General features: G+C 58.6%; 17 protein-coding genes. 13 read left to right on the top strand and 4 right to left on the bottom strand.

The annotated features are described in order from the left end of the window. Positions 1–43: 43 nt before the first annotated feature. From ACYVGU_RS21140 to ACYVGU_RS21120, 5 genes are all read left to right on the top strand, one after another. On the top strand, positions 44–1,471 hold the full coding sequence (locus ACYVGU_RS21140; protein ID WP_460623719.1) for an IPT/TIG domain-containing protein: 1,428 nt from the start codon (positions 44–46) through the stop codon (positions 1,469–1,471). Positions 1,472–1,591: 120 nt separating this feature from the next. Next, positions 1,592–2,590 carry a type IV toxin-antitoxin system AbiEi family antitoxin gene (locus ACYVGU_RS21135; protein WP_460623718.1) on the top strand — a complete coding sequence of 333 codons (999 nt, stop codon included), beginning with the start codon at positions 1,592–1,594 and terminating at the stop codon, positions 2,588–2,590. Between the two features lie 370 nt (positions 2,591–2,960). Continuing rightward, the gene (locus ACYVGU_RS21130) at positions 2,961–3,260 is read left to right on the top strand and encodes a hypothetical protein (RefSeq protein ID WP_460623717.1); all 300 of its coding nucleotides are present in this window, start codon (positions 2,961–2,963) and stop codon (positions 3,258–3,260) included. A 93-nt stretch (positions 3,261–3,353) separates the two neighbouring features. Continuing rightward, the gene (locus ACYVGU_RS21125; RefSeq protein ID WP_460623716.1) at positions 3,354–3,782 is read left to right on the top strand and encodes a hypothetical protein; all 429 of its coding nucleotides are present in this window, start codon (positions 3,354–3,356) and stop codon (positions 3,780–3,782) included. Positions 3,783–4,069: 287 nt separating this feature from the next. Further along, positions 4,070–7,108 carry a PAS domain-containing protein gene (locus ACYVGU_RS21120; protein WP_460623714.1) on the top strand — a complete coding sequence of 1,013 codons (3,039 nt, stop codon included), beginning with the start codon at positions 4,070–4,072 and terminating at the stop codon, positions 7,106–7,108. A gap of 57 nt (positions 7,109–7,165) precedes the next feature. On the opposite strand, the gene ACYVGU_RS21115 is transcribed toward ACYVGU_RS21120, so the two are convergent. Further along, a complete protein-coding gene (locus tag ACYVGU_RS21115) occupies positions 7,166–7,873 on the bottom strand; it encodes an arylesterase (RefSeq protein ID WP_460623713.1) in 708 nt (235 codons plus the stop codon). Between the two features lie 145 nt (positions 7,874–8,018). On the opposite strand from ACYVGU_RS21115, the gene ACYVGU_RS21110 reads away from it, so the two are divergent. The 7 genes from ACYVGU_RS21110 to ACYVGU_RS21080 all read left to right on the top strand — a co-directional run bounded on the left by ACYVGU_RS21110 (position 8,019) and on the right by ACYVGU_RS21080 (position 17,120). Further along, complete coding sequence (locus tag ACYVGU_RS21110; protein ID WP_460623711.1) at positions 8,019–8,720, top strand: ABC transporter ATP-binding protein; 702 nt, start codon at positions 8,019–8,021, stop codon at positions 8,718–8,720. After that, positions 8,717–11,284 carry an ABC transporter permease gene (locus ACYVGU_RS21105; RefSeq protein ID WP_460623710.1) on the top strand — a complete coding sequence of 856 codons (2,568 nt, stop codon included), beginning with the start codon at positions 8,717–8,719 and terminating at the stop codon, positions 11,282–11,284. Before ACYVGU_RS21110 ends, ACYVGU_RS21105 begins: the two co-directional genes overlap by 4 nt. A 467-nt stretch (positions 11,285–11,751) precedes the next feature. Further along, entirely contained in the window at positions 11,752–12,573 is an 822-nt protein-coding gene (locus ACYVGU_RS21100) for a universal stress protein (RefSeq protein ID WP_460623709.1), read from the top strand. 129 nt (positions 12,574–12,702) lie between these two features. Continuing rightward, positions 12,703–13,695, top strand: coding sequence for a 2-hydroxyacid dehydrogenase (locus ACYVGU_RS21095; RefSeq protein ID WP_460623708.1), 993 nt, complete (start codon positions 12,703–12,705; stop codon positions 13,693–13,695). Between the two features lie 107 nt (positions 13,696–13,802). Further along, a complete protein-coding gene (locus tag ACYVGU_RS21090) occupies positions 13,803–15,680 on the top strand; it encodes a pyruvate kinase (protein WP_460623707.1) in 1,878 nt (625 codons plus the stop codon). A gap of 260 nt (positions 15,681–15,940) precedes the next feature. Next, the gene (locus tag ACYVGU_RS21085; protein ID WP_460623706.1) at positions 15,941–16,156 is read left to right on the top strand and encodes a hypothetical protein; all 216 of its coding nucleotides are present in this window, start codon (positions 15,941–15,943) and stop codon (positions 16,154–16,156) included. Between the two features lie 274 nt (positions 16,157–16,430). Further along, entirely contained in the window at positions 16,431–17,120 is a 690-nt protein-coding gene (locus ACYVGU_RS21080) for a ferritin-like domain-containing protein (protein ID WP_460623704.1), read from the top strand. Positions 17,121–17,275: 155 nt separating this feature from the next. Here ACYVGU_RS21080 and ACYVGU_RS21075 read toward each other — a convergent pair whose 3' ends face one another. From ACYVGU_RS21075 to ACYVGU_RS21065, 3 genes are all read right to left on the bottom strand, one after another. Next, positions 17,276–17,500 carry a hypothetical protein gene (locus ACYVGU_RS21075; protein ID WP_460623703.1) on the bottom strand — a complete coding sequence of 75 codons (225 nt, stop codon included), beginning with the start codon at positions 17,498–17,500 and terminating at the stop codon, positions 17,276–17,278. 406 nt (positions 17,501–17,906) lie between these two features. Continuing rightward, positions 17,907–19,610, bottom strand: a complete 1,704-nt coding sequence (locus ACYVGU_RS21070; protein ID WP_460623702.1) for an SLC5/6 family protein — start codon at positions 19,608–19,610, stop codon at positions 17,907–17,909. Positions 19,611–19,673: 63 nt separating this feature from the next. After that, positions 19,674–21,329 (bottom strand): family 43 glycosylhydrolase, encoded by a 1,656-nt coding sequence (locus ACYVGU_RS21065; RefSeq protein WP_460623701.1) that lies wholly within the window; start codon positions 21,327–21,329, stop codon positions 19,674–19,676. Between the two features lie 200 nt (positions 21,330–21,529). Here ACYVGU_RS21065 and ACYVGU_RS21060 point away from each other — a divergent pair, with 200 nt between their 5' ends. Beyond that, positions 21,530–22,600 (top strand): glycoside hydrolase family 43 protein, encoded by a 1,071-nt coding sequence (locus ACYVGU_RS21060; RefSeq protein WP_460623699.1) that lies wholly within the window; start codon positions 21,530–21,532, stop codon positions 22,598–22,600. Positions 22,601–23,158 lie beyond the last annotated feature (558 nt).

Raw genomic sequence — 23,158 nt, 5'->3', positions numbered from 1 at the left:
CGCTGGCCCTCAACCTTCGCTCATTTCACCCTATCTCCTTTTCATGAAACGCATTTCCAACTTGTTTTTGCTGGCTTTGCTGGCTACCGCTTCCGCCACCTCGCTGAGCAGCTGCGAAGACAACAACGACAACGCCCCTGAAATTCAGCAGCCCAGCGGCCCTACCGATAACGCGGGCCGGGTAATTCTGAGCGGCGACATCACCGCCAACCGGACGCTGCGCGCCGACGAGAAGTACTTGCTGCAGGGGTTTGTGTATGTGCGCAACGGCGCTACCCTCACCATTGAGCCAGGCACCAAAATCTTCGGCGACCAGGCCACCAAGGGCACCCTGATCATTGACAAGGGCGGCAAGATCATGGCCGAGGGAACCCAAAGCAACCCCATCGTTTTCACGTCGGCCAAGGCCGCGGGCAGCCGCGGGTATGGCGACTGGGGCGGGGTAGTACTGATTGGCTCGGCGCCCATCAACCAGTCGTTGAGCACGCAGCCGGAAGGCGGCATTGGGGGCACGTTTGGCGGCACCAACAAAGAAGATAACTCGGGCAGTCTGAAGTACGTGCGCATTGAGTTTGCTGGCATCCCGCTTTCCTCAGGCTCGAACAGCGAAATCAACGGCCTGACCATGTACGGCGTGGGCAGCGGCACCAAGGTTGACTACGTGCAGGTATCGTACTCGGGTGATGACTCCTATGAGTGGTTTGGCGGCACCGTGAATGCCAAGCACCTGGTAGCGTACCGCGGCTTCGATGATGACTTCGACACCGACTTCGGCTTCACGGGTAAACTCCAGTACGGCCTCTCCTTGCGCGACCCGCAGTATGCTGACCAATCGGGCTCGAACGGTTTTGAATCCGACAACTTCAACCCCGGCACGCCCGCCACGGGCGATAACGCCGGCCTGCCCCTGACGGCCCCGGTATTCAGCAACTTCAGTGTCATGGTTACCGGCGGCACGCCCCCGGCCTCCCAGCAGTCGGGTAGCGGTAGCTTCCAGTCGGCGCTGCACTTGCGCCGCAACACGTCGACCAGCGTCTACAACTCGGTATTCGTGGGCTACCCTGAGGGCCTGCGCCTCGACGGGGCCTCTACCTGGACCAACCTGCAGGGCGGGGGCTTAGATTTGAACGGGGTAGTGCTGGCCAACACCACGCGTCCGCTGCGCGCCGCCAACAACACCGGCGCCTTCACCGATGCCGATGTGGAAACCTGGTTTAACGGCGCCGGCAAAAACAATATGGTGGTACCCAATGCCGAGCTAGGTACCCTCGGGCTGAACGCTAACACCTTCACCTTAGGTACGCCGGGCTTCCTATTATCGAGCTCCTCACCCCTGCTCAACGGCGCTGTGTTTACGGGCAAAGCCGCCGACAACTTCTTTGATAAGGTAAGCTACCGCGGGGCCTTTAACGGCACCGACAACTGGGCCCAGGGCTGGACCAACTTCGACCCCCAGAACACGGCCTACTAAGCTCCCTACTAGCTCACTTATTCGAGGAAAGGCCGGAGCTGGCGATAGCTCCGGCCTTTCTGTTGTATACTAATCCGGTAGTGATACCGCGCAGCAGCTTTGGCACCATCTGTTTTACCTATGGCTACGGTTTCCCTCCTGACGCAGGTTCGGGAGAAGCTGGCGCACACCTTAGGCGTTCCCATCCGAGTACAGGAAGCGGCTGATATAGCTTCAGAGGTAGAGCAGCACTGGTTCTGGGAGCCCAGCATAGCCTTTCACGTGCGCGCCTGCTCCTGCCTGTCTGCTCAGCAAATAGCCCGTTACGCCCACCAGCACCCTCGGCAGTTACTGGTTACGGAGTTTGTATCGGCGGAGGTAGGCGAGCAGCTGCGGGCCGCCCGCATTTGCTATGCTGATAGTGCTGGCAATGCCTGGTTGTGTTGCGCGCAGCCCCAGGTACTGGTGCATCTGCAAGGAAACCCGCCCCACCGCGCCGCAACGGCGCCGGTTAGTGCTTCTATTGTAGCCACCCAGATGCGGTTTGCCTTCCAGCTTATTACCGGCCCCCAACCTTATTCCCACACCGCCGAGGCTTTGTCATCCATTTCGGGCATTAAGCTGGCCCTGGTGGAGCGCTTTATTCTAAACCTACAGCACCAAGGGCTGTGGCACCTGGATGACCAGCACCAGCTGGATTCCCTGCCGCAATTAGCCCAGGCCTGGCAGAAGCAGTATGCTACTAGCCTGCGCAACCGCCTCAACCCCCAACGCTACCGCTGGCGCGACCCGGCCATGGCTACCAAAATGCTGGAGCCCCAGGCCCTTCCGGCTGGCAGCTGGTGGAGTGGGGAAGTGGCCGCCGGCCGGTTGCTAGGGGAGCCCGGGTCGCCAACCGCCTATATCCTGTACACCCGCCAGCCGCGGCCAAACCTGGCGGAACGTATGGGGCTTATTGCGCACAGCAAGGGCAACGTGGAAGTACTGAACCCCTTCTTTTCCGATGTACCATTGTCGGCGGCGTACGGGCAGTGCGTTGACCCGTTTCTGGTTCACACTGACCTGCTGCTTAGTGAGTCCTCCGTGAGCCAGGCCATGGCCACAGCGCTCCGCAGGCAATTTCTACCCAAACTTCTGTAGCCCATAGCAACCAACGCATAGTGCTAAATTGGTGCGGTCGGTTGGTTTCCGGTTACAGCATGCCTAGTCAGCAAGCCTTGAATTTTGCGGCATGTGATAGAAGTATTTCAATATGGCAACGGATGAACGGTGCGGGCTGATCCAGTGCCAGCGAATTACGTATAGATCGGATATACAACGGGTTGATATAATATCAATAGGACTTACTAGGTCAGTTAAAGCCGCAAACTATAGTAACTGATATGGTCAGGGACCAAGCGGGTGCGCGTGTTGCCTGGGGTGTGGGTGCTTTTCACGTGTGAAATGACTACTTTGCTTACGTGAAGTAACCGTCTCGTCTTACTGCAACCATTTTATCTTTCCTGCCAGTATGACTCGTGAGATTTTAACACGCTTTGCGCACAACCAGCAGTTATTGGCTGGCTTACGCCAACGCTCAAACTCAGTGGCCAGCAAGAAGCGCCTGTTAGATATCCTTTCCTCCACGATTGAGAGCCTGTTGCTTCTAGAGCCCCTTTCCCTAAACCAGCGGTTTAGGCTAGTACAGTTGAAGATGTTGCAGCAGTCCATCCGGGACCAGGACTATATTCTGGAAGGCGACAACATGTGGCAGCTGGTGCACTCCTCCTTATGGCAGACCTGCGCCATCACCTTGGCAAACGAAGCCTGATCAAGGCGCGGTCGGCCGCTTGGCCGCAGGCGCCGCAACTTTTGCCGAAGCTCCCCCGCTTTTGGACCGTTTGTACTCTTTCCCTACGCTTCCATGGCTACGCAACTAACCAATAGCTTCGGCAAAGTGTATTTCACTTCCGAATACGACGTGCGGCATCACTGGGTGTATAATAACTGGATTGGCTACCAAACCTATGCTGATGTGGTAAGTGGCGCAGATGCGTGCCTGGAGCTGGTGCAAAAACATTCCTGTCCGTATTTGCTCAACGACAACCGCCAGGTGATTGGCCCCTGGGACCACGCCGTCAGCTGGATTGTGCAGGACTGGGCGCCGCGGGCCAGTAGACTGGGCCTTACGCACTTTGCGCATGTAGTAAACCCGGCTTCCATGGCCGCTCCGTCTGCGGAGGCCATGCACCTGGGCGTAGGCGGCCGCCTGTACATGCGCATGTTCAATGAGATTGAAGGTGCCCAGGAATGGCTGCGCGTGGCGCAACGCACTGCTCCTACCAACGCCTAGCCCTCCGCGGAGCCTAAACCTATTCGGGGGCCAGGCGGCCGTTGGGGCCACATCACTAACCGGCACACGCTGCCATGTCACGCACCCTGATAGGCCCGCCGCCACCGGATGGCGGCCCGTGGTGTGCCCCGTGGTATGCTGTCAGGCCCGAAAAGTGTTGCTATCTTCCCAGTCTCAAAGCTGGTTCGTGGGTGAGGCCTCCTCCTGGCACGCAGGCGGCCTTTCTCTTGACGCGTTTTGTAGGCGCAATTGCCCAATACCAGCCATTCCCGCTGTATCAAACACGTATGAATTCTGCTTTCCCGGGGTCTGATTTGCAAGCACTGTTGTCGGTATTCACTGTGTTGCCCGGGGCGTATCTTTTGCTTTCGCCAGAGCTTATTATTAAGGCCGTTTCCAATGATTACCTGGCAGCTACCGCCAGCCGGCGCGAACAGCTCCTGGGTCGTCCGATGTTTGAGGCGTTTCCGGATAACCCCATGGTGCCGGAGGCCAATGCAGTAGCTAATTTGCGCAGTTCTCTGCTCCAAGTCCTGAGCACGGGCCAGCCGCACGAAATGCCTTTGCAACGATACGATGTTCAGGATCACGACAATCCGGGAGCATTCTTAGAGCGATTCTGGCTGCCGCGCAACGTACCGGTTAGTGATGAGCAGGGGAAGGTTCTCCTTGTTCTGCACTACGTAGTGAATGTTACGGAGCAGGTGCAGGCCCAGCAACAAGTGCAGCATCTAAACCAGGAGCTGTACACGGCCAACCGCAACCTCAAAACCAACAACACTCAGCGTCAGGAACTGGATACCGAGCTGATTCACACCCAACACCAGCTCCAGCAGCTTACCCAAGGCCTGGACGCCAAAGTTCGGGAGCGCACGCTGGCGTTGGAGCAGGTGCAGCAGCAAGTGGAACGGCAGCGCCAACGGCTGGAAGAGCTGTTTTTACAAGCCCCTGCCGCCATTTGCATTCTCGATGGCTCTGCGCTGGTTTTTGAGCTAGTGAACCCAGGCTATCAGCAGCTGTTTCCGGGGCGGGAGCTGCTAGGCAAGCCCCTGCTCGAAGCCCTCCCGGAGCTGGAGCATCATGAGGTGTACCGCACCTTCCGGCAGGTGTATGAAACGGGTAACACCCACCAGGAGCTGAGCATGCTGGTTCCGCTGCTGAGGGCTACTGATGGAGTGTTGGAGGAGCGGTACTTCAACTACATTCAGCAGGCACGCTATAATGAGCAGGGCCAGATAGATGGCATTCTGGTATTTGCCTTTGAGATAACCGAGCAGGTAGTGGCCCAGCAGCAGCAGCAGCAGGCCCGCCAGATAAGCGAGGCCACCACGCGCCGGCTGCAGTTGCTTACCGATGCCTTACCCGTACTGATCAGTTACATAGATCAGTCCGAAACCTATCAATTTGCTAATGAGGCCTATGAATCCTGGTTTCATGTTCCGGCCAAGCAGATAATCGGCCAGCAGGTACGCGCCGTTATTGGGGAGGCGGCGTACCAGAAAATACAAAGCTACATGCAACGGGCGCTGGCCGGAGAGCGGCTTGATTTCACGTCGCTGATGCCGTATCGGCAGGATTTTGTCCGCTACATCCAAACTAGCTACGTACCCGATATGCGTGACGGCGCTGTGATGGGCTTTTACAGCCTAGTAGCCGATATTACTGATCAGGTAGAGGCGCGCGAGCAGGTACAAACGCTTAACCGGGAACTGCAGGCGTCAAACGAAGAACTGCGTGCTAACCATGCCCAACTGGCCCAAACCCAACAGGCATTGCTGGAAGTGGCCCAGCGCCAGGCTCGGGAGCGGGAAACATTTTATCAGGTATTTGAGCAGACGCCCGCTTGCATTGCCTTGCTGCGCGGCCCCGAGCACACGTTTGAGTACATTAATGCGGCGTACCAACAGCTGTTCCCTGGTCGCCAGCTGCTAGGCCTGCCCGTGACGGTGGCGCTGCCCGAGATTGTGGGACAGGGCTTCGACGTTTTCATTGACCGGGTGTATCATACCGGCGAAACGTTTTTCGGGACGGAGCTGCCACTCACCGTGCAGCATTCCAATGGGCTCGCCCCCCAGCACATGTACTTCACCTTTACCTACCAAGCGTACCGGGAAGAAGGCAGTGTTGCCGGCGTTTCCATATTTGCCCACGATGTCACGGAGCAGGTACTAGCCCGCCAGCAGCGCGAAACCCAGCAGCAGCGCCTGCACAGCCTGTTTATGCAGGCCCCGGCCGGCATCTGCATTCTTGATGGGCCTGATCTGGTGTATGAATTCGTGAACCCAGGCTATGAGCAGCTGATTCCCGGCCGCTCATTTCTGGGGATGCCTATTCTGGAAGCCATGCCCGAAATAGCCGGCACCCACATTGAGCGGCTGCTGCAGAAAGTGTACCGCACCGGCCAAACCCACGAGGAGCAGGCCATGCTGGTGCCCATAGCACGGCCCTTCGATGGCGTGCTGGAAGACCGCTATTTCAGCTTTGTATACCAGGCCCGCCACGACGACCAGGAGCAGATAAACGGCGTGTTGGTGTTTGCCTTTGAGGTAACGGAGCAGGTAGAAGCCCGCCGCGCCGCCGAAAGCAGCGCCCAGCAGGCGCACGCCCTGGCCACCGCCTTAAGTACTACCAACGAAAAGCTGACGCGCACCAACGTCGACCTCGACAACTTCATCTACACCGCCTCCCACGACCTGAAAGCCCCCATTACCAACATTGAGGGGCTGCTGCACACGCTGCAGGCCGAGATGCCGCCCCAAAGTCAGGCCGGTGAGGTTTCCTATATCCTGGATTTGATGCAGGACTCGGTGGAGCGGTTCAAAAAAACCATCGACCACCTCACCGACGTCTCGAAGCTGCAGAAGGAGCACGACCAGCCGGCGTACGAAGTGCCCTTAGCCCACGTAATTGAAGAAGTACGCCTGGATTTGGCTCCTTTGCTGCAGGAAGTGGGCGCGCGCATGAGCGTGGATGTACGGGCAGTGCCGCGGGTAATGTTCCCGGAGAAAAACCTGCGCTCAGTCGTGTATAACCTGCTCAGCAACGCCCTCAAGTACCACCACCCCGACCGCTCCGTGAAGGTGCAGGTGCGCGCCCGGGTAGAGCCGGACTTTTATGTGCTGGAGGTGCAGGACAACGGCCTAGGGCTGGACTTATCCCGGGAGCGGCAGCTCTTTGGCATGTTTCAGCGGTTTCATACGCACGTGGAGGGCTCCGGCGTGGGCCTGTACATGGTGAAGCGCATGATAGAAAACGCGGGCGGCCACATTCAGGTGCAAAGCGAGCTGGGCACCGGCTCTACCTTCTCAGTTTACTTCCCGCGTTAACCTAGCAACTCCCGGGCGCTGGGGTTTGCGGCACCACAGTGCCTAGTGCGCTGTGGATCAGCTGGCTGGCACTGCCTTCTGCAACACGGGCTGCAATACCTTCCACACGGTGCGGGCTACTATGCGGTGGCCGGCGGGCGTTGGGTGGATGCCGTCGGGCTGATTAAAGCGCGCCACGCCGCCCACTCCTTCCAGCAAAAAAGGAATCAGGACCAGGTTGTTTTGGCGCGCCAACTCCTGATAAAGCTGCTTAAACTCCGTGGCGTACTCAGCCCCTAGGTTGGGCGGCAGCTGCATACCGGCCAGCACAATCCGGGCCTGGGGGCTGCGCCGGCGCACGGTATCAATAATGGCTTGCAGATTCTGGCGGGTATCGGAAAGCGGCACGCCGCGCAGGCCGTCGTTGCCGCCCAGCTCCAGAACAAACACGGCTACCGGCTTGCGCAACACCCAGCCTACCCGGCTGCGGCCACCGGCCGTGGTTTCGCCGCTCAGCCCCGCATTCACTACGGTGTAGGTAAGGCCCGCGGAGTCCAGCTTCTGCCCGATCAAAGCAGGAAACGCTTCTTCCGGTTCCACCCCCAGGCCGGCCGTGAGGCTGTTTCCAAAAAAGAGCAGTACCGGCTTGGCTGCGGCCGGTGCTGTAGGTGCTGCGGGTACGGCTGGGGCTGCGGCGGCTGTTTCGGTGGCGGGCTGGGTGGTGGAGTCGCAGGCGCCCAGGGCCAGCAGCAGGCAGCAACTAAGTAGGAACGAGACTGTTTTCATGCGGAATCTATTTCTTGTGCTTTATGCCGTACGGTAGAAAGTACGGCAGGGGCTAGTGCGTCTGTTAAGGTAGCCGTAGCAGGTGCGCCACCCGGGCGGCTCACACGACTGCCTTTCCAACCAATTGGTTACACTCTTTGATTTCATGCTGAAAGTAGAAAACCTCACCAAATCCTACACCAGCGGCGGCCAGACGCTCACGGTGCTGGAGTCCGTTAGTTTCGAGCTGCAACCCGCCGATACCTTTTCCATTGTGGGTCCTTCCGGCAGCGGCAAAACTACGCTGCTGGGTTTGTGCGCCGGCCTCGACCGGGCCACGGCCGGCAGCGTGTGGCTGAACGGCATCCGGCTCGATGAACTCAGCGAAGACCAGCGCGCGGCGGTGCGTAACGAAAACGTGGGATTTATCTTCCAGAACTTTCAGCTGCTGCCCACCCTCACCGCCCTGGAAAATGTGTTGGTGCCCCTGGAGCTGCGCGGCGTGAAGGGCGGCCAGCCCATTGCCAAGGCCTTGCTTGAACGCGTGGGCCTGGGCGGGCGCGGCCATCATTACCCCACTCAGCTTTCCGGGGGCGAGCAGCAGCGCGTATCCCTGGCGCGGGCCTTTGCTAATCGGCCTAAAATACTGTTTGCCGATGAGCCCACCGGCAACCTCGACTCCGACACCAGCGCCCGGGTGGTGGAGCTGCTGTTTGAACTCAACCGCGAAGCTGGCACCACGCTGGTGTTAGTTACCCATGATCTGGAGCTGGCGGCCAAAACCCAGCGCATCATCCGGATCAAGAGCGGGGCCGTAATTTCCGACTCGCAGGCTTCCCGTACGGCAGCGGCCGCCCCCCTGTCATGAGCACCGAAATTCCGCAGGCCCGGCCCGGTATGGGCTGGCTGTGGCGCATGGCCTGGCGCGACTCCCGGCGCAGCCGCTCCCGCCTGGTGCTGTTTATATCTACCATTGTGCTGGGCATCGCGGCGCTGGTGGGCATCAATGGGTTTGGCGACAACCTTTCCCGCAGCATCGATGAGCAGGCCCGGGAGCTGGTTGGGGCTGATTTGGTGGTGTCCTCCACGCAGCCGCTAGGTGCCAAGCTTCAGGCAAGGCTCGATGCCCTGAGTCCGGAGCGCAGCGAAGAGGTGTCGTTTGGCTCGCTGGTGCAGTTCGTCCGCGGGCAGGGCGTGCGGCTGGCGCAGGTGCGCGCCCTCACGGGCAACTTTCCGTACTACGGTACCTGGGAGCTGGAACCGGCTGCCGCGCTGGCCACATTTCGGGAGGCCGCGGGGTTGGGCCAGCAGGTTGCCCTAGTAGATGATGCCCTGCTCCTGCAGTTCAACGCCCAACCCGGCGACTCCATTAAAGTAGGTAAGCTCACGTTCCGGATTGCCGGGCGGGTGCGTAAAACGCCGGGGCAGTCGGGGCTAAGTGCCGCGGTGGCGCCCACCGTGTTCATTCCGGGTGCCTTTCTGCTCCAAACCGGGCTAGTGCAGCGCGGCAGCCGCATTCAGTACCGCCGCTATTACCAGCTAACTTCCGGCACCGATGTGGAGAGTTTGATTAAGCCGCTGGAAGCGCGCTTCGATGAAGACAATATTGACACCGATACCGTAGCCAGCCGCAAGAAGCGCACCGGCCGCTCCTTCAACGACCTTACCCGCTACCTGAACCTGGTGGCGTTTGTGGCCTTGCTGCTGGGGTGCGTGGGCGTGGCCAGCTCCGTGAGTTTGTACGTGCGCGAAAAGGTAGCCTCCGTGGCCGTGCTGCGCTGCCTGGGCGCCAGCGGCCGCCAGGCTCTCCTGATTTATCTGCTTCAAACGGCCCTGATGGGGCTAGTGGGGGCCGTGGTGGGCGCGGCGCTTGGCTCTGCCATGCAGGTGCTGCTGCCCCGGGTTTTTGCCGGTTTTTTGCCCGTGGATGTGCAGGTAGCCGTTTCGTGGTCGGCCGTGGCTCAGGGTATCCTGACAGGTGTGCTGGTGGCTGTGCTGTTTGCATTGCTGCCGCTGCTGAAAATCCGGCGCATCTCGCCGCTTCGGACCTTGCGCGCCAGCTACGAGGAAGATACCACCCGCCCTGATCCGCTGCGGCTGGCCGTGTATGCCCTGATCGTGCTTTTCATTACTGGCTTTGCGTACCTCCAGACCCGCGACATACTTCTTACGCTTGGTTTCAGCGGGGGCTTGCTGGTGGCCTTTGCGGCGCTGGCAGGGCTAGGGAGCCTGTTGCGCTTGCTGGTGAGGCGATACTTTCCTTCCTCCTGGAGCTACGTATGGCGGCAGGGGCTGGCGAATTTGTATCGCCCTAATAACCAGACCATCACCCTAACCATTTCCATTGGGCTAGGGGTATTTCTGCTGGCAACCCTGTATATGCTGCAGGGCTTGCTGCTGGGCCGGGTTGAGGTGGCCGGCGGAGGCCAGCAGCCCAACCTGGTGCTGTTTGATATTCAGCCCGGGCAGCGCCAGCAGGTGGAGCAGCTAGTTCGGGGGCAGCAGTTGCCCGTGATCCAGCAGGTACCGGTGGTAACAATGCGGCTGGCGGCTATCAATGGCCGGACGGCAGCCGCTTTCCGCCAGGACAGCACCCGGGGCGTGCCGAAGTGGGCCTTTGGGCGTGAGTACCGCGTAACCTACCGTAATAAGCTGATCAGCTCTGAAAAGCAGGAAACCGGCATATTGCCCATGCTGGGGGCCGATGGCATTCCGCGCATTTCCATTGAGGAAGGCTACTTCAAACGGCTGAAACTAACGCTGGGCGATACGCTTACGTTCAATGTGCAGGGCGTGCCCATGAACACCATCGTGAGCGGAACCCGCCTGGTAGACTGGAGCCAGGTGCAAACCAACTTTCTGGTGGTGTTTCCGCAGGGGGTGCTGGAAGGCGCGCCGCAGTTTTTTGCCCTTATCACGCGGGTACCCAACAACACCGTGCTCGGCGCCGTGCAACGCGAGCTGGTGCAGCGCTTTCCCAACGTCTCGGCCATTGACCTGGGCCTGATTCTTAAAACGCTGGAAGACATTCTGGACAAGATTTCCTTTGTTATCCGGTTTATGGCCTTGTTCAGTATGGCTACGGGTTTGCTGGTGCTGGTCAGCTCGGTGGTAGTGAGCCGCTACCAACGGGTGCAGGAAAGCGTGCTGCTCCGCACGCTAGGGGCCAGTCGGCGCCAGATCCTGTTTATTACGCTGGTGGAATATGCTCTGCTCGGGATTCTGGCCGCGTTGGCCGGGCTGGTGCTGGCGGGCGTAGCAGCGTGGGCGCTGGCCATCTGGGTGTTTGAGGTGGCATTTGCTCCAAACCCGGGGCCGCTGCTGGCGTTGGCGCTGGTTACTATGGTGCTCACAGTGCTCATTGGCCTGCTCAACAGCCGCGACGTACTCACGCGCCCACCCCTGGAAGTACTGCGCAACGAGGCCAGCTGATACCCCAAGCGGTTCACTGCCGCGGGTGGGGTAGTAAAGCCGCGGGCAAACCTTGCAACATGACAAACATCAGCAAATAAGTTAATCATTGTCAGGGGCTTACTCCCGAAATATGCCGATATTCATATAGATATCTGACTTGTTCCTGGTCTGTACTTTTTCCCCTTGATGCCGTGCTACCTTTTGCTTTTCTGTTCCCGATTCTGCTGCTGACCGCCCTGGCCCTGTCCGGGGTGTACCGGCGTGGTATTCGGCGGCCCCAGCGGGCGTAAGGGCCATTTGGCGGCGGCCTTTCGTCGGGTACTGCTAGGCTGCCCTAGGTGCCTATGCGGTTGGCGGTGCTATGCTACCTAGTGTCGCCCGCAATCCAAGCGCCCATAATAAGCACATGGGGACTTTGGGCTTCCCGTGGCTTTCGGCATGCTGCTTACCCTCGTGATTTCACCGGTACTCTTTTCCGCTTCGCTATGAATACTTCCCTTGTTGTTCTCACGAATTTCTTTGCCGTATCCAACCACGCCATATCGTATGCGGCGGGCCTGGCAGTACCGCTCCAGGCCCAGCTGGTGCTCCTGCACCTGCGCCACGACGGGTTGCTCTCGCCCGAGGAGTACTACAGCCGGCAAGCGCAATCCGGTCAACCCGCCGCTTCGCCTTCGCTGCAGCAGCTGGCCGCCCAGCAACCCGTGCCCACGGAAGTTGATGTATCGGATGAGTTCCTGACCGAGGCCATACAGGAAAGCGTGGCCCGGCATCATCCGTTGCTGCTGGTGCTGGGGCGGCCCGGTTCGGCCTCAATGCCCGACGAAGTCGTAACCAGCACCGTCATGGATTTGCTGCGGCACTCTCCGTACCCCTTGCTGATTGTGCCCACGGTGGGCTGGGACCTTGCTGCCCCAACCCGGCTAATGCTGGCCGTTGATGGCGAGCCGTTTACTTTATTTCCGCACCAGGATGTGCTGCGCCGCCTGCTTACGGCCGTAAGTGGTACCCTCGAGGTGGTGCACGTGACCGATGATGAGCACCCGCGGGCCGATAAAGCCGCCGTGCTCCGGACCATTTCCGCCAACGACCTCGTGACGGCACCTTCCGAAGCGCACCTGCACGAGGTATATCAGCCGCATGTGGCCGGTGGGATTCTGCAGGAAGTTGCGCGCCAGGAGGCCGATATGCTGGTGGTGGTGGCCCGGCGCCACAGCCTGCTCGGCAGCATGTTTCACCGCAGCGTTACGGCCCAGCTGATTCAGGAAAGCCCCGTGCCGGTGCTGGTACTGCCCGCCGAGGATTAGCCGCCCACGATTTGCTAGCTTACCGCATCAGATTCCTCTGGCCCCACGCCGGTTGTTGTGCAGGTGCACGGCCGGAAGTGGGGCCGGCCGGCGTAACTCGCGCATGGCCCTTCTTATTATTCCAACTCCATGACCATCAGCTTTTTCAATACCAAGCCCTACGACCGGCAGTTCTTTACGGAAGCTAATCAGGAAACCGGGCACCAGCTGCAGTTCCTGGACGTGCCCCTGAACGAAACCACCGCGTCGCTGGCCCAGGGGGCGCAGGCCGTGTGCGTGTTTGTAAACGATGCCGTAAGCGCGCCGGTCCTCCAGACGCTGGCCCAGGAAGGCGTGAAGCTGGTGGCGCTGCGGTGCGCGGGTTACAACAACGTAGACCTGAAGGCGGCCGCGAAGCTGGGCCTGAAAGTGGTGCGGGTGCCGGCCTACTCGCCCTATGCCGTGGCCGAGCACACCCTGGCCCTCATCCTGACCCTGAACCGCAACACGCACCGGGCTTACAACCGCGTACGGGAAGGCAACTTTGCGCTCAACGGCCTGATGGGCTTTGACTTGCACGGTCGCACCGTGGGCCTGATCGGGCTAGGCACCATTGGGCTGGTAACCGCCCGTATCCTGCAGGGGTTTGGCTGCCGGGTACTTGGCTACGATATCAACCCTAGTACAGAAGCCACCGAAATCGGCGTGGAGCAAACCGACCTTGATTCCCTCTACGCCCAATCCGACATCATTTCCCTGCACTGCCCGCTCACACCCCAAACCTTCCACCTTATCAATGAAGAATCCATTGCCAAAATGAAGGACGGGGTTATGCTCATTAACACCAGCCGCGGGGCCATCATCAAGGCCGAGGCGGTTATTAAAGGGTTGAAATCAGGGAAGATAAAGTACCTGGGACTCGATGTGTATGAGGAAGAAAGCCACCTGTTCTTTGAGGATTTGTCGGGGCAGGTGATTCAGGACGACGTGTTTATGCGCCTGATGTCGTTCAACAACGTGCTGATAACCGGGCACCAGGCCTTTTTCACGGCCGATGCTCTGCGCAACATTGCCCACACCACCCTCCAGAACATCACGGCCTTTGAGCAGCAGCAAAACCTAGTAAACGAGGTACGCCCTTAACCCTAAGCAGCATATTTAATTTACAATTTATTATAGGTATTGTAACTTAAGTTATCTTATCAATAGATACAGCGGTGCTCAACTTGGCACCGGATCAGCTTTAACGTATGCCTGAGTTAACCCAGTTGTCTGTGCCTGCTGCGTCGGTTCAAGTTGAAATTCGGGCGCTTTTCGACCGCCTCACGGCCATCCGGCAGGATATGCTGAGTGCAGCGGCGCAGGCGGCAACCCGGCTGGAAGCGGTGCATCCTACTTTCCAGCTTAGCGCCCGCAACCTGCTGCACTACCTGGCCCTGCGTCAGCATGATTTGCGCTCCTTGCAGCTGGAGCTCTCCTCGCTAGGCCTTTCCTCGTTGGGGAGGGCGGAGGCGCATGCCTTGGCCACGCTTGATGCCGTGCTAGCGCGGGTGCAGGAAGCGGCTGATCTGGCGGAGCCACTGCCCACTCCGCCCGCCGAACTAGCGCCCGACTTCCAAACGGGTGCCCGCCTGCTGGCCGAGCACAGCGCTACCGTGCTAGGGCCCGTACCGTCCGAGCATGACGTCCGGATCATGGTTACTATCTCCAGCGAAGGTGCCCGCAACTATACGCTGATAGAGGATTTGCTGCGGGCCGGCATGAACTGCATGCGCATTAATTGCGCCCACGACGACGTACGGGCCTGGCGCAAGATGATCCAGCACCTTCGGCAGGCCGAGCAGAAGCTGGGAAAATCGTGCCGGGTGAGCATGGACCTGGCGGGGCCCAAGTTGCGCACCACGGGCCTGCCGCCCGGCGCGGCCGTGCTCAAGGTAAAACCTGAGCGCAATGTGTTCGGGCAGGTGCTGGCGCCGGCCCGGCTGTGGCTTACCAGCCAGGAAAGGCCCCAGGCACCACCCAATCCCGCATTCGCTACCCTTCCTTTTCCCGAAGCGTGGCTGCAAAGCCTGAACTCCGGCGACACCATTTCGCTGGTAGATGCGCGAGGCTCTACCCGCTTGCTGCAGGTATTCAGCACGAGCCCGCACGGATGCTGGGCTCACCTCTTCAAAACGGCGTATCTGACGCCGGCTACCTTGTTTATCGCTCCTGCGGGGGGCGCTAACCCGCACCACCTGCCGCATCTGGAGTCGTATCTGGTGCTGCGCCCCGGCGATGAAGTGGAGCTAATCAGGCCCGCTACCGCTACCTCCGGAGCCAGCAACTCCTGGCCTGCACTAGCCCCCGCCCGAACTCAAATCGGGTGTACGCTGCCGGAAGTGTTGGCGTATGTGCGCCCGGGCGAGAAAATCTGGTTTGATGATGGCAAAATTGGCGGAGTTGTTCAAGAGGCCAGCCCCGATTCGCTGCTGATTCGTATTACCCAGGCCCGGCCCCAGGGCGAAAAGCTGCGCAACGACAAAGGCATCAACCTGCCCGACACCACCCTACCCGTGATGGCCCTCACGGAAAAAGACCGCCACGATCTGGCGTTCGTGGCCAAACACGCCGATATGGTGGCCCTCTCGTTTGTGAACAGCGTGGAGGAAGTGGAGTTGCTACAAAAACGCCTGCACGACCTCACAGACCGGTCACTGCCGATACTGCTTAAAATTGAAACCCGCCGCGGCTTCGAGCAGCTGCCGACCCTGCTGCTATCGGCCATGAAAGCCAGCAGCTGCGGGGTAATGATTGCCCGCGGCGACCTGGCCGTAGAATGCGGGTTTGAACGGTTGGCGGAAGTGCAGGAAGAGATTCTGTGGCTGTGTGAAGCAGCCCACGTACCTGTTATCTGGGCCACTCAGGTGCTGGAAAGCCTGGCCCGCGGCGGTATGCCGTCCAGAGCTGAAATTACGGACGCCGCTATGGGCGACCGGGCCGAGTGCGTAATGCTCAACAAAGGGCCGCGGGTGCTGGAAGCCGTGCAGATTTTGGGAGGAATCCTGAGGCGCATGCAGGCCCACCAGCACAAAAAGAGCGCCCAGCTCCGGCGCTTACACGTGGCGCAATCTACTTCCTGGAGCTAAGCAAGACATTTACTAGCCCTACAGCTGTTCCAAACCTCCTCAGGAAGATCTGGCACACTCAGCTAAGGCAACCAGGACTAGGTCCATAAACAGTTTAAACCTCATCCAGCCTAGGCTACGTCATTGTTTTGTTGCGCAAGTGCCGTTGTGGCCAAGCCGTAGGTCGATGGTTTTAAGCTATTCGTGGGGTATAGGCAGGCGTTCGGATAGGACTCTGGTTGTCGACTTGGATGCTGACTGCCATATCCCGATTTTTAGGAATGAACTTCTTTCTTCTCTTATGGCTGAGTCAGAACCCTTCTCTGCTAGAAACTGACGAAGGGACCCAACAGGTGATAGCCGCGGCATTAGCGCTTTCCCTGGATGTAGACAGTGCGCTGCCGCCCTACGAGCGCAGCCTGCTGAATATGGTGGCGCATCAGGAAATTACCCTGGGCCACATGCTCGCCTATCTGCGCGAGAACGAACAAGCCTAACAAGCACGGTACCTACCTAGCGTAGCAACGTTTCAGTACAAGCGGTAACACGGTGTTACCAGAGTTACTTGCTGCTTACACCTGCGTCATGCAAACCTGTAATGGAGTGAGCTCTGCTCTACTCCAAAGAAAAACACGCTGCGCTTTACATCTGTAAATCAAATTGTTATATCAATATACTCTTGTGCTTGATGTAAGCTGTTTACTAGCTATGTCAAACGAATGAAGCGTACTGCCGTATCACTAGGCATATCTCACTATTACGCTTTTTGTCATGACGCGCTATTCCACAACTTCCTCCTCGAACTCGAACGATTCTCTTTCCGACCAGGCTCAGCAGTGGCTGTCGCAAAGCAGTGTATCTGATTTGCTCAGCGGCTTGTCGCCGGCCCTCAAGAATGTAGGCACGCAGGCAACCGCTCAGTTTAACAAGCTCAGCACCACCCAAAAAATCGTGGGCGGTGCCTTGTTAGTACTGGGCGTGGGCTATTTTTCAACCCGCGGTAAAGCCAGCGCTACCAGCTCCGACGGACAAGTAAACACCCTGCAGGAGCTGCTCCTGTTTATTAACGACCGTATCGAAGGGTATCAGCGGGCGGTAGCCGAAAGCACCGATGCTGAGCTGCGCGGCTACTACAAGCAGCTGGTAAGCCAGAGCCAGCAGTTCTCGAATGAGCTGAATGCCGCACTGCGCGAAGAAGGCGAATCACGCCAGACTGGCACCACCCTCAAAGGCAAGCTCTACCGTCGCTGGATGGATGCCAAAGCAGCCGTAACCGGCCAGGATGAAAAAGCCATTCTGGGTTCCAACATTTTCGGTGAGGAGTGGGCCCTGAAAGCTTACCAGGATGCCCTCTCCAAAGGCCAGCTTTCCGATGACATCCGTCAGTCCGTAGAGCGGCAGTACGCCCTGGCGCAGAAAACCTACGATAAGCTGAAGAGCCTGCAGGCCCAACAGCAGTAACCAGTAGCTCGATAACTTCAAAATCCCCTCGGGAAGGCCGTATAGGTCAATCCGAGGGGATTTTTGTTGGTGTCACGTTGGCCAGCAACTCAGCCTTCCGTGTGGGTTCGAGCCCTTAACAGGGGTAGTAAAATTAAGGTAAACGCGGCCCTAGGCTAGCGCACCTGCAAGCGGCGGCACTGCAGAATCAGAACCTGATCGAGCGTCAGCTCACCGAGAACGTAGCGCTGCATCAACGATAAGGTTTCCATGCTAACCTGTGGAATGCCCGCCTCCGTAATGCCGACCAGTTTTTCGGCGTGCTGCAGGCGTGAAAACCAACCTTGCTGGTCAGAGACGGGAAGGGAGGCAGGTGGGGCGGGGAAGTAGGAGCTGGCCATAGTACAAGAGGTAATGCCGAAAGCAGCAGACTGCTTTCGCCGTATACAACGTTGCGCTAAGCTCGAGGTTGTTGTTACGGCATAATCGCCAGAAAACCTTAGGAGCTTACTTCCGATAATCTATTTAATTATTAACAAAGAACAAAATTTAAACCCGAGAAATACCTTTGGCTATCCCGATCTGGTGCAGGAAAAGCCGTCTGCTAGGTTGCCTAGAGTCGCAAAGCACCTAGTACATATGATGAATGGCTGCCTGGCTTATCAATGTGGTTGGTGTGGTGCCGTGTCCGGCACGTAAGCGTTGTTCTAAAACAACTGAGACCGCTCAGTTTTCCCACAAAAAAAGCCCGACACCCATTGCTGGATATCGGGCTTTTCCCGTAAAATTCGGCCTCTTGCGTAGCGACTACCAGAACTTGACGTACAGCGCCGTAATCATGAGCAGCGTCAGGACAATAAGCGTGAGAGTTTGCGGGCTGACTTTGAACATGCCGGGCTCAATGGGAATAGAGCGCGGGTTTACCTTAGGCCCGGCCAGACTCATGGCTACCATCAGCACAAAGGTAAAGGCAAAAGACAGGCCCATGCAGATCAGGAACGGAATCTCGTAACCACCTTTCCCATTAGGGAAAGCAGTGTAAAACAGCGTTTCGTTGCCGAAAACGGAAGGCGCGTAGTTATTGAAGAACACCGACAGAATAAAGCCGGACAGGATACCAGCAATGGCGGCCTGGGCCGTGGTTCGCTTCCAGAACAGCCCTAGGACAAACACGGCCACAATGCCGGGCGAGATAAAGCCGGTATACTTCTGAATGTAAGTAAAGCCGCCTTCGCCCCCAATGCCCAGCAAGTCTTTCCAGGTAAGCAGAATGGCCATAACCATGGCGGCCAGCACCGTGAGGCGACCCACCCACACCAGCTGCTTTTCATCGGAGCCAGGCTTAAGGTAACGCTTGTAAATATCAAGCGTAAAGATGGTGGAGATGGAGTTGGCCTTGCCCGCCAGCGAGGCCACAATGGCCGCCGTCAGGGCCGCCAGCGAAAGGCCTTTCAGGCCGTTGGGCAGAAAGGTAAGAATAGCTGAATACGCGTTGTCCGCATTAAAGGCCCCGGTGGAGGCCATTTCTGCCTGCAACGAGCCGTTTTTGTGCAGCACGTAGGCGGCAATGCCGGGCAGCATTACAATCACGGGCATCAAGAGCTTGAGCATGCCGGCAAACAGAATGCCCGTGCGGGCCGTGTGCAAATCGGCACCCAGGGCCCGCTGCGTGATGTACTGGTTGCAGCCCCAGTAGTTCAGGTTTACAATCCACTGGCCGGCGGCGTACATGGCAATGCCGGGCACCATCAGGTACTTATTGATTTCGGCTTGGGGCGTAGCGGCCGTGGGCTTGTCGAACATCATATGGAAATGGTCGCCGGCATCGGTCATCATGGCATTGAAGCCCGCAATGGCGCTGCTGCCCAACCCAAACTTTTCGCTTACCAACGTGAGGGCCAGGTACGTTGTGGCCAGCCCGCCAATAATCAGCACCGTAACCTGCACCACATCGGTATAGCCTACCACCTTCATGCCGCCTAGGGTGATAATGAGGGCAAACACGGCCAGGCCCACCATTATCAGGTGGAAACTCTCACCGCCCCCAATCAGGTTGCTGATGGCCAGCGCACCTAGGTACAGAATAGAGGTCAGGTTTACGAGCACGTACAGGAACAGCCAGAAGATGCTCATAATCAGGCTCAGGGCCGCGTTGTAGCGCTGCTCCAGAAACTGGGGCATGGTGTAAATCTTCTGCTTCAGGTAAATAGGCATGAAGAAGACCGCCACAATTATCAGGATGATGGCCGCCACCCACTCGTAGGCCGCTACGGCCACGCCCACCTGAAACCCATTGCCCGACATGCCGATAAACTGCTCGGCCGAGATGTTGGAGGCAATCATACTGGCCCCAATGGCCCACCATGTCAGGGAGCCTTCCGCGAGGAAGTAGTCCTTGGTGTCCATCTGGGCTTTTTGCTTGCTACGGTACACGTAGTAGCCATAGCCCGACACGCCCACTATATATGCCAGGAACACTGCCAGGTCCAGGGCATTGAACGCATTTTGCATGCTAATGAAAATGAAAGGTTGAGTTGACTTTCAGTAGTGTTTCGGCTGAGTGCCTGCTTTGCTTTATTTCCCGCTAGGAGTCCCTGCCGCCCGGGCAACCGCCGGCTGATTCTGGATGCTGAAGTTCTCGAATGCTACGGTGGCCGATGCCGGGCCTTTTACCAGCACCCCAGCCCGGATGCCCCGGTCCCACGGCGGCAGGTAGGTTCCGTTGATGGGCGCCGTGATACCGGGCAGGTTTTGCCACGTTTTACCGCCGTCGGCGCTCCAGCTAAAGCGGAACTGGTTGCCGTGCTGGGCCTGCAGGCGCAGGGCAAGCGCAGCCGTAGTGGTTGGTAGCTTGGTCTCGCTCAGGGTCTTCTGCTTGCCCTTCTCGCGCTGCCACAGCTGAAGCTTTCCGCTGCCAACGGTCAGGGCCAAGGTATTCTCAGGGTCGCCGTGGGCCGCTATGCCCGCTATGGTTCCGGCCGTGAACTTGGCCGGGCTGAGCAGGGTAGTGGTGGCCGTGTAATCGGCGGAGGTGGTGTGCTGACCGAGCACTGCGCCGCTGTGGTCGGGGCGGGCCGTGAGGTACAGCTTGCCTTCGCGCACGGCTACGGTAGGCCTCTCCTCTACCGGCCACTGCCAGGTAGGGCGCAGCGTGGCTTCGTCAAACTCATCACTGAAATTGCGCGCCAGCATAGTGGGGGCACTGGCCACGGCTGGGGTGCTCGGAATAAACTCGGGCCAGTTGTCGGCCGTCCAGGTAAACTCGCTGATGACGCCTTGGCGCCCTACGTATTCAAAGCTGCGGGTGTCGTAGGCATGATGCAACATGTACCAGCGGTTGCCGCGGTTAAATACGGTGCCGTGCCCGGGGCAGGCCCATTTTTCGTTTTTGGTCAGGATGGGGTTTTTGGCGTACTTCTCCCAGGGGCCCAGCAGCGTTTTGGAGCGGGCCACCCCAATACCGTAGGTACAGGTGTGGCCACAGCAGCCATTGCCGGCATAAAAGGAGTAGAAGTAGCCGTTGTGCCTGATCATGGCCACGCCTTCTACCAGGTTACCTTCCCAGGCGTCGGTGTTGCGGAACAGCTCCTTTTTCTCGCCTACTAGTGCAGTGTGCTCCTCGTTCAGGCGCTGGGCCCAGATGGGGGTGGGCAGGTTGCGGCTGTTACCATCTTCCTTCCAGATCAGGTACAGCTGGCCCTGCTCATCGCGCATCGGGAAGCCATCAATGGAGCCCACCTCCTGCCCTACCAATGGGCCATGGTCGCGGTACGGGCCGGCGGGGTTGTCGGCGCTGGCAATGCCCACGGCCAGGTTGCCGCCTTTCTGGTGGGCCGTATAGTAAATGTAGGTTTTATTGCCTTCCTGGCTGATTTCCGGGGCCCAGAAATAGTAGTCGGCCCAGGCGGGCAGCTCATTCGGAAACACGTGGCCAGCCAGCTCCCAATCTGTGAGGTTGGTGGATTTGAGCAGCGGAAACACCGGCCCCCAGTTAGAGGAAGTAGCCGTAGCCCAGTACGTGTCGCCGACTTTGGTAATCGACGGGTCGGGGAAGTCGCCGGGCAGCACAGGATTCACGATGGACAAAGCCGGCATTTCGGGCTCCGGAGCGGCTGCGGTGGTTTCTGTGGCCGGCGTGCTACTCCCGACGGTGGGGGTTGAGGTCTGGCAGGCACCTAGTACCCCTAATACTAGGCTGGCTGTTAAAGTAAACTTTCTGGCAAGCACCATCAGGAAAGGAATTATGTGTGAACAAGCGAGTTACTACCCTCCTACCCCCTGGCAACCGGTGGACTGGGGTGGCACAGCATGCGTGGGAGGGCGCGCCGAAGTTAGGAGAGGCATAGCAAGTTTGTGCAATCGTTTGCATAATTCTTTACATCTTGTCCCTGCTTGCGGTAGCCCATCCTACCGCGTCTTCCTTCGTACGTATGCCTTCTCGCCGTCATTTTTTGCAACAGGCCAGTGCCGGCCTTGCCTCTCTGACCTTATTCCCCTTTGTTTCGGCCTGCGTGAAAGCCCGAACCTACACCAACCCCGTGTTCGCCGGCCAGTTTCCGGATCCTTTCGTGCTGCGCCACGAGGGGCATTACTACGCGTTTGGCACTACCGGGCAGGGCCGCACCCCCGACGGCAACATCTTCACGCTGCTGACTTCCGATGATTTAGTGGACTGGAAGCCCCTGGGCGGTGCCCTGGTCCCACCCGCCGGCGCCGAAGGAGCTGATTTCTGGGCTCCCGAAGTCGTTTATCACGACGGCACCTTCTACATGTACTACTCCAAGGGCGGCGGCGCCATTAATGCCACCGTGGGCCACCGCCTGCACGTGGCCACCAGTCTGTTTCCGCAGGGCCCGTACCACGAGGCGGCGCTGCTGGATGTACCGGGCAGTCAGTTTACCATTGATGCGCATCCGTTCAAGGACACCGATGGACAGTGGTACTTGTTTTATGCCCGCGACTTCACCGATACGGACCAGGGGTTTCGGCCGGGTACGGGCCTAGTAACGGACCGGCTGCTGAATATGACCAAGCTGGCCGGCGAAAGCCGCACCATCATGCGCGCCCGCCACGACTGGACGGTGTTTGAGAAAAACCGCACCATGCCCCTGTATGGCAACCGCACGTTTCCGGAGTGGCACACCCTGGAAGGCCCATTCGTGCGCCAGCACGAAGGCAAGTACTACTGCTTTTACAGCGGCGCCAACTTTCTAACCTCCCGCTACGGGGTTGACTATTGCGTGGCTGATTCCATTATGGGTCCGTATTCCGATGCCGGGGCTGAGAAAGGCCCCCGGGTGCTGCACGCCGTGGAAGGCCACGTGCGCGGCCCCGGCCACCACTCTCACGTGCTCAGCCCCGACGGCAAACAGGAATACCTGGTGTATCACGCCTGGGAAAAGGGCATGAAGGAGCGGCAGCTGTGTATTGATAAGCTGGAATGGACGGCGCAGGGACCGCGCTGCCAGGGCCCCACGTACACTCCTCAGCCACTACCCTAGTGCCAGCTGTTTCCTAGGCCCCCCGGGTAGTCCAACCGCTAGCACTGCCTCCACCTACCGGATCCCACCCGGAGCCGGCAGGCTTCGTATGTCCAGAGTTCAGGGGCGAGAGAGGCCTGGCAAAATGCCCAAACGCCGCTCAAATAGCCCAGCAACCATGGCCTATGTTGTACCTGCCATGCGGCCGTGGCCTGACCTTCAAAGTACTGGTCATGTTGAGCGGATCCGAAGCATCTGGGGTGCAGTCATTGCCAAACTAACCGTCATGCTGAGCGGAGTCAAAGCATGACGGTTAGTTTGAATGAGTCAGTAACTCAACATCAACACGCGAGATACTTCAGCTGCCTTCTATAGTCACGCTCCGGCATGAAGTCCCATAGCTAGCATGACCTGTTTGAGGCTATATCAACCGGCCAGTATTCCGCGGGTAGTTGGCAGGTAAATGACCGCTACCACTACCTGCTTACGGTAGATTTCCCAGGTTCAGTTGGATGCTTTACTAAGAGTATTGCAGTCCGTTTTCAAGGGTAAATATGCCTTTTTGAAGGCTGGAGCCAT

It is taken from the genome of Hymenobacter tenuis, assembly GCF_054780495.1.
The sequence above is the reverse complement of the archived record's forward strand: the minus strand, read 5'-3'. Positions and strand labels throughout refer to the sequence as shown.

Coding starts and splice junctions, on each gene's coding strand:
- ACYVGU_RS21140 (WP_460623719.1), top strand. CDS start 44: ATGAAACGCATTTCCAACTTGTTTTTGCTGGCTTTGCTGGCTACCGCT.
- ACYVGU_RS21135 (WP_460623718.1), top strand. CDS start 1,592: ATGGCTACGGTTTCCCTCCTGACGCAGGTTCGGGAGAAGCTGGCGCAC.
- ACYVGU_RS21130 (WP_460623717.1), top strand. CDS start 2,961: ATGACTCGTGAGATTTTAACACGCTTTGCGCACAACCAGCAGTTATTG.
- ACYVGU_RS21125 (WP_460623716.1), top strand. CDS start 3,354: ATGGCTACGCAACTAACCAATAGCTTCGGCAAAGTGTATTTCACTTCC.
- ACYVGU_RS21120 (WP_460623714.1), top strand. CDS start 4,070: ATGAATTCTGCTTTCCCGGGGTCTGATTTGCAAGCACTGTTGTCGGTA.
- ACYVGU_RS21115 (WP_460623713.1), bottom strand. CDS start 7,873: ATGAAAACAGTCTCGTTCCTACTTAGTTGCTGCCTGCTGCTGGCCCTG.
- ACYVGU_RS21110 (WP_460623711.1), top strand. CDS start 8,019: ATGCTGAAAGTAGAAAACCTCACCAAATCCTACACCAGCGGCGGCCAG.
- ACYVGU_RS21105 (WP_460623710.1), top strand. CDS start 8,717: ATGAGCACCGAAATTCCGCAGGCCCGGCCCGGTATGGGCTGGCTGTGG.
- ACYVGU_RS21100 (WP_460623709.1), top strand. CDS start 11,752: ATGAATACTTCCCTTGTTGTTCTCACGAATTTCTTTGCCGTATCCAAC.
- ACYVGU_RS21095 (WP_460623708.1), top strand. CDS start 12,703: ATGACCATCAGCTTTTTCAATACCAAGCCCTACGACCGGCAGTTCTTT.
- ACYVGU_RS21090 (WP_460623707.1), top strand. CDS start 13,803: ATGCCTGAGTTAACCCAGTTGTCTGTGCCTGCTGCGTCGGTTCAAGTT.
- ACYVGU_RS21085 (WP_460623706.1), top strand. CDS start 15,941: ATGAACTTCTTTCTTCTCTTATGGCTGAGTCAGAACCCTTCTCTGCTA.
- ACYVGU_RS21080 (WP_460623704.1), top strand. CDS start 16,431: ATGACGCGCTATTCCACAACTTCCTCCTCGAACTCGAACGATTCTCTT.
- ACYVGU_RS21075 (WP_460623703.1), bottom strand. CDS start 17,500: ATGGCCAGCTCCTACTTCCCCGCCCCACCTGCCTCCCTTCCCGTCTCT.
- ACYVGU_RS21070 (WP_460623702.1), bottom strand. CDS start 19,610: ATGCAAAATGCGTTCAATGCCCTGGACCTGGCAGTGTTCCTGGCATAT.
- ACYVGU_RS21065 (WP_460623701.1), bottom strand. CDS start 21,329: ATGGTGCTTGCCAGAAAGTTTACTTTAACAGCCAGCCTAGTATTAGGG.
- ACYVGU_RS21060 (WP_460623699.1), top strand. CDS start 21,530: ATGCCTTCTCGCCGTCATTTTTTGCAACAGGCCAGTGCCGGCCTTGCC.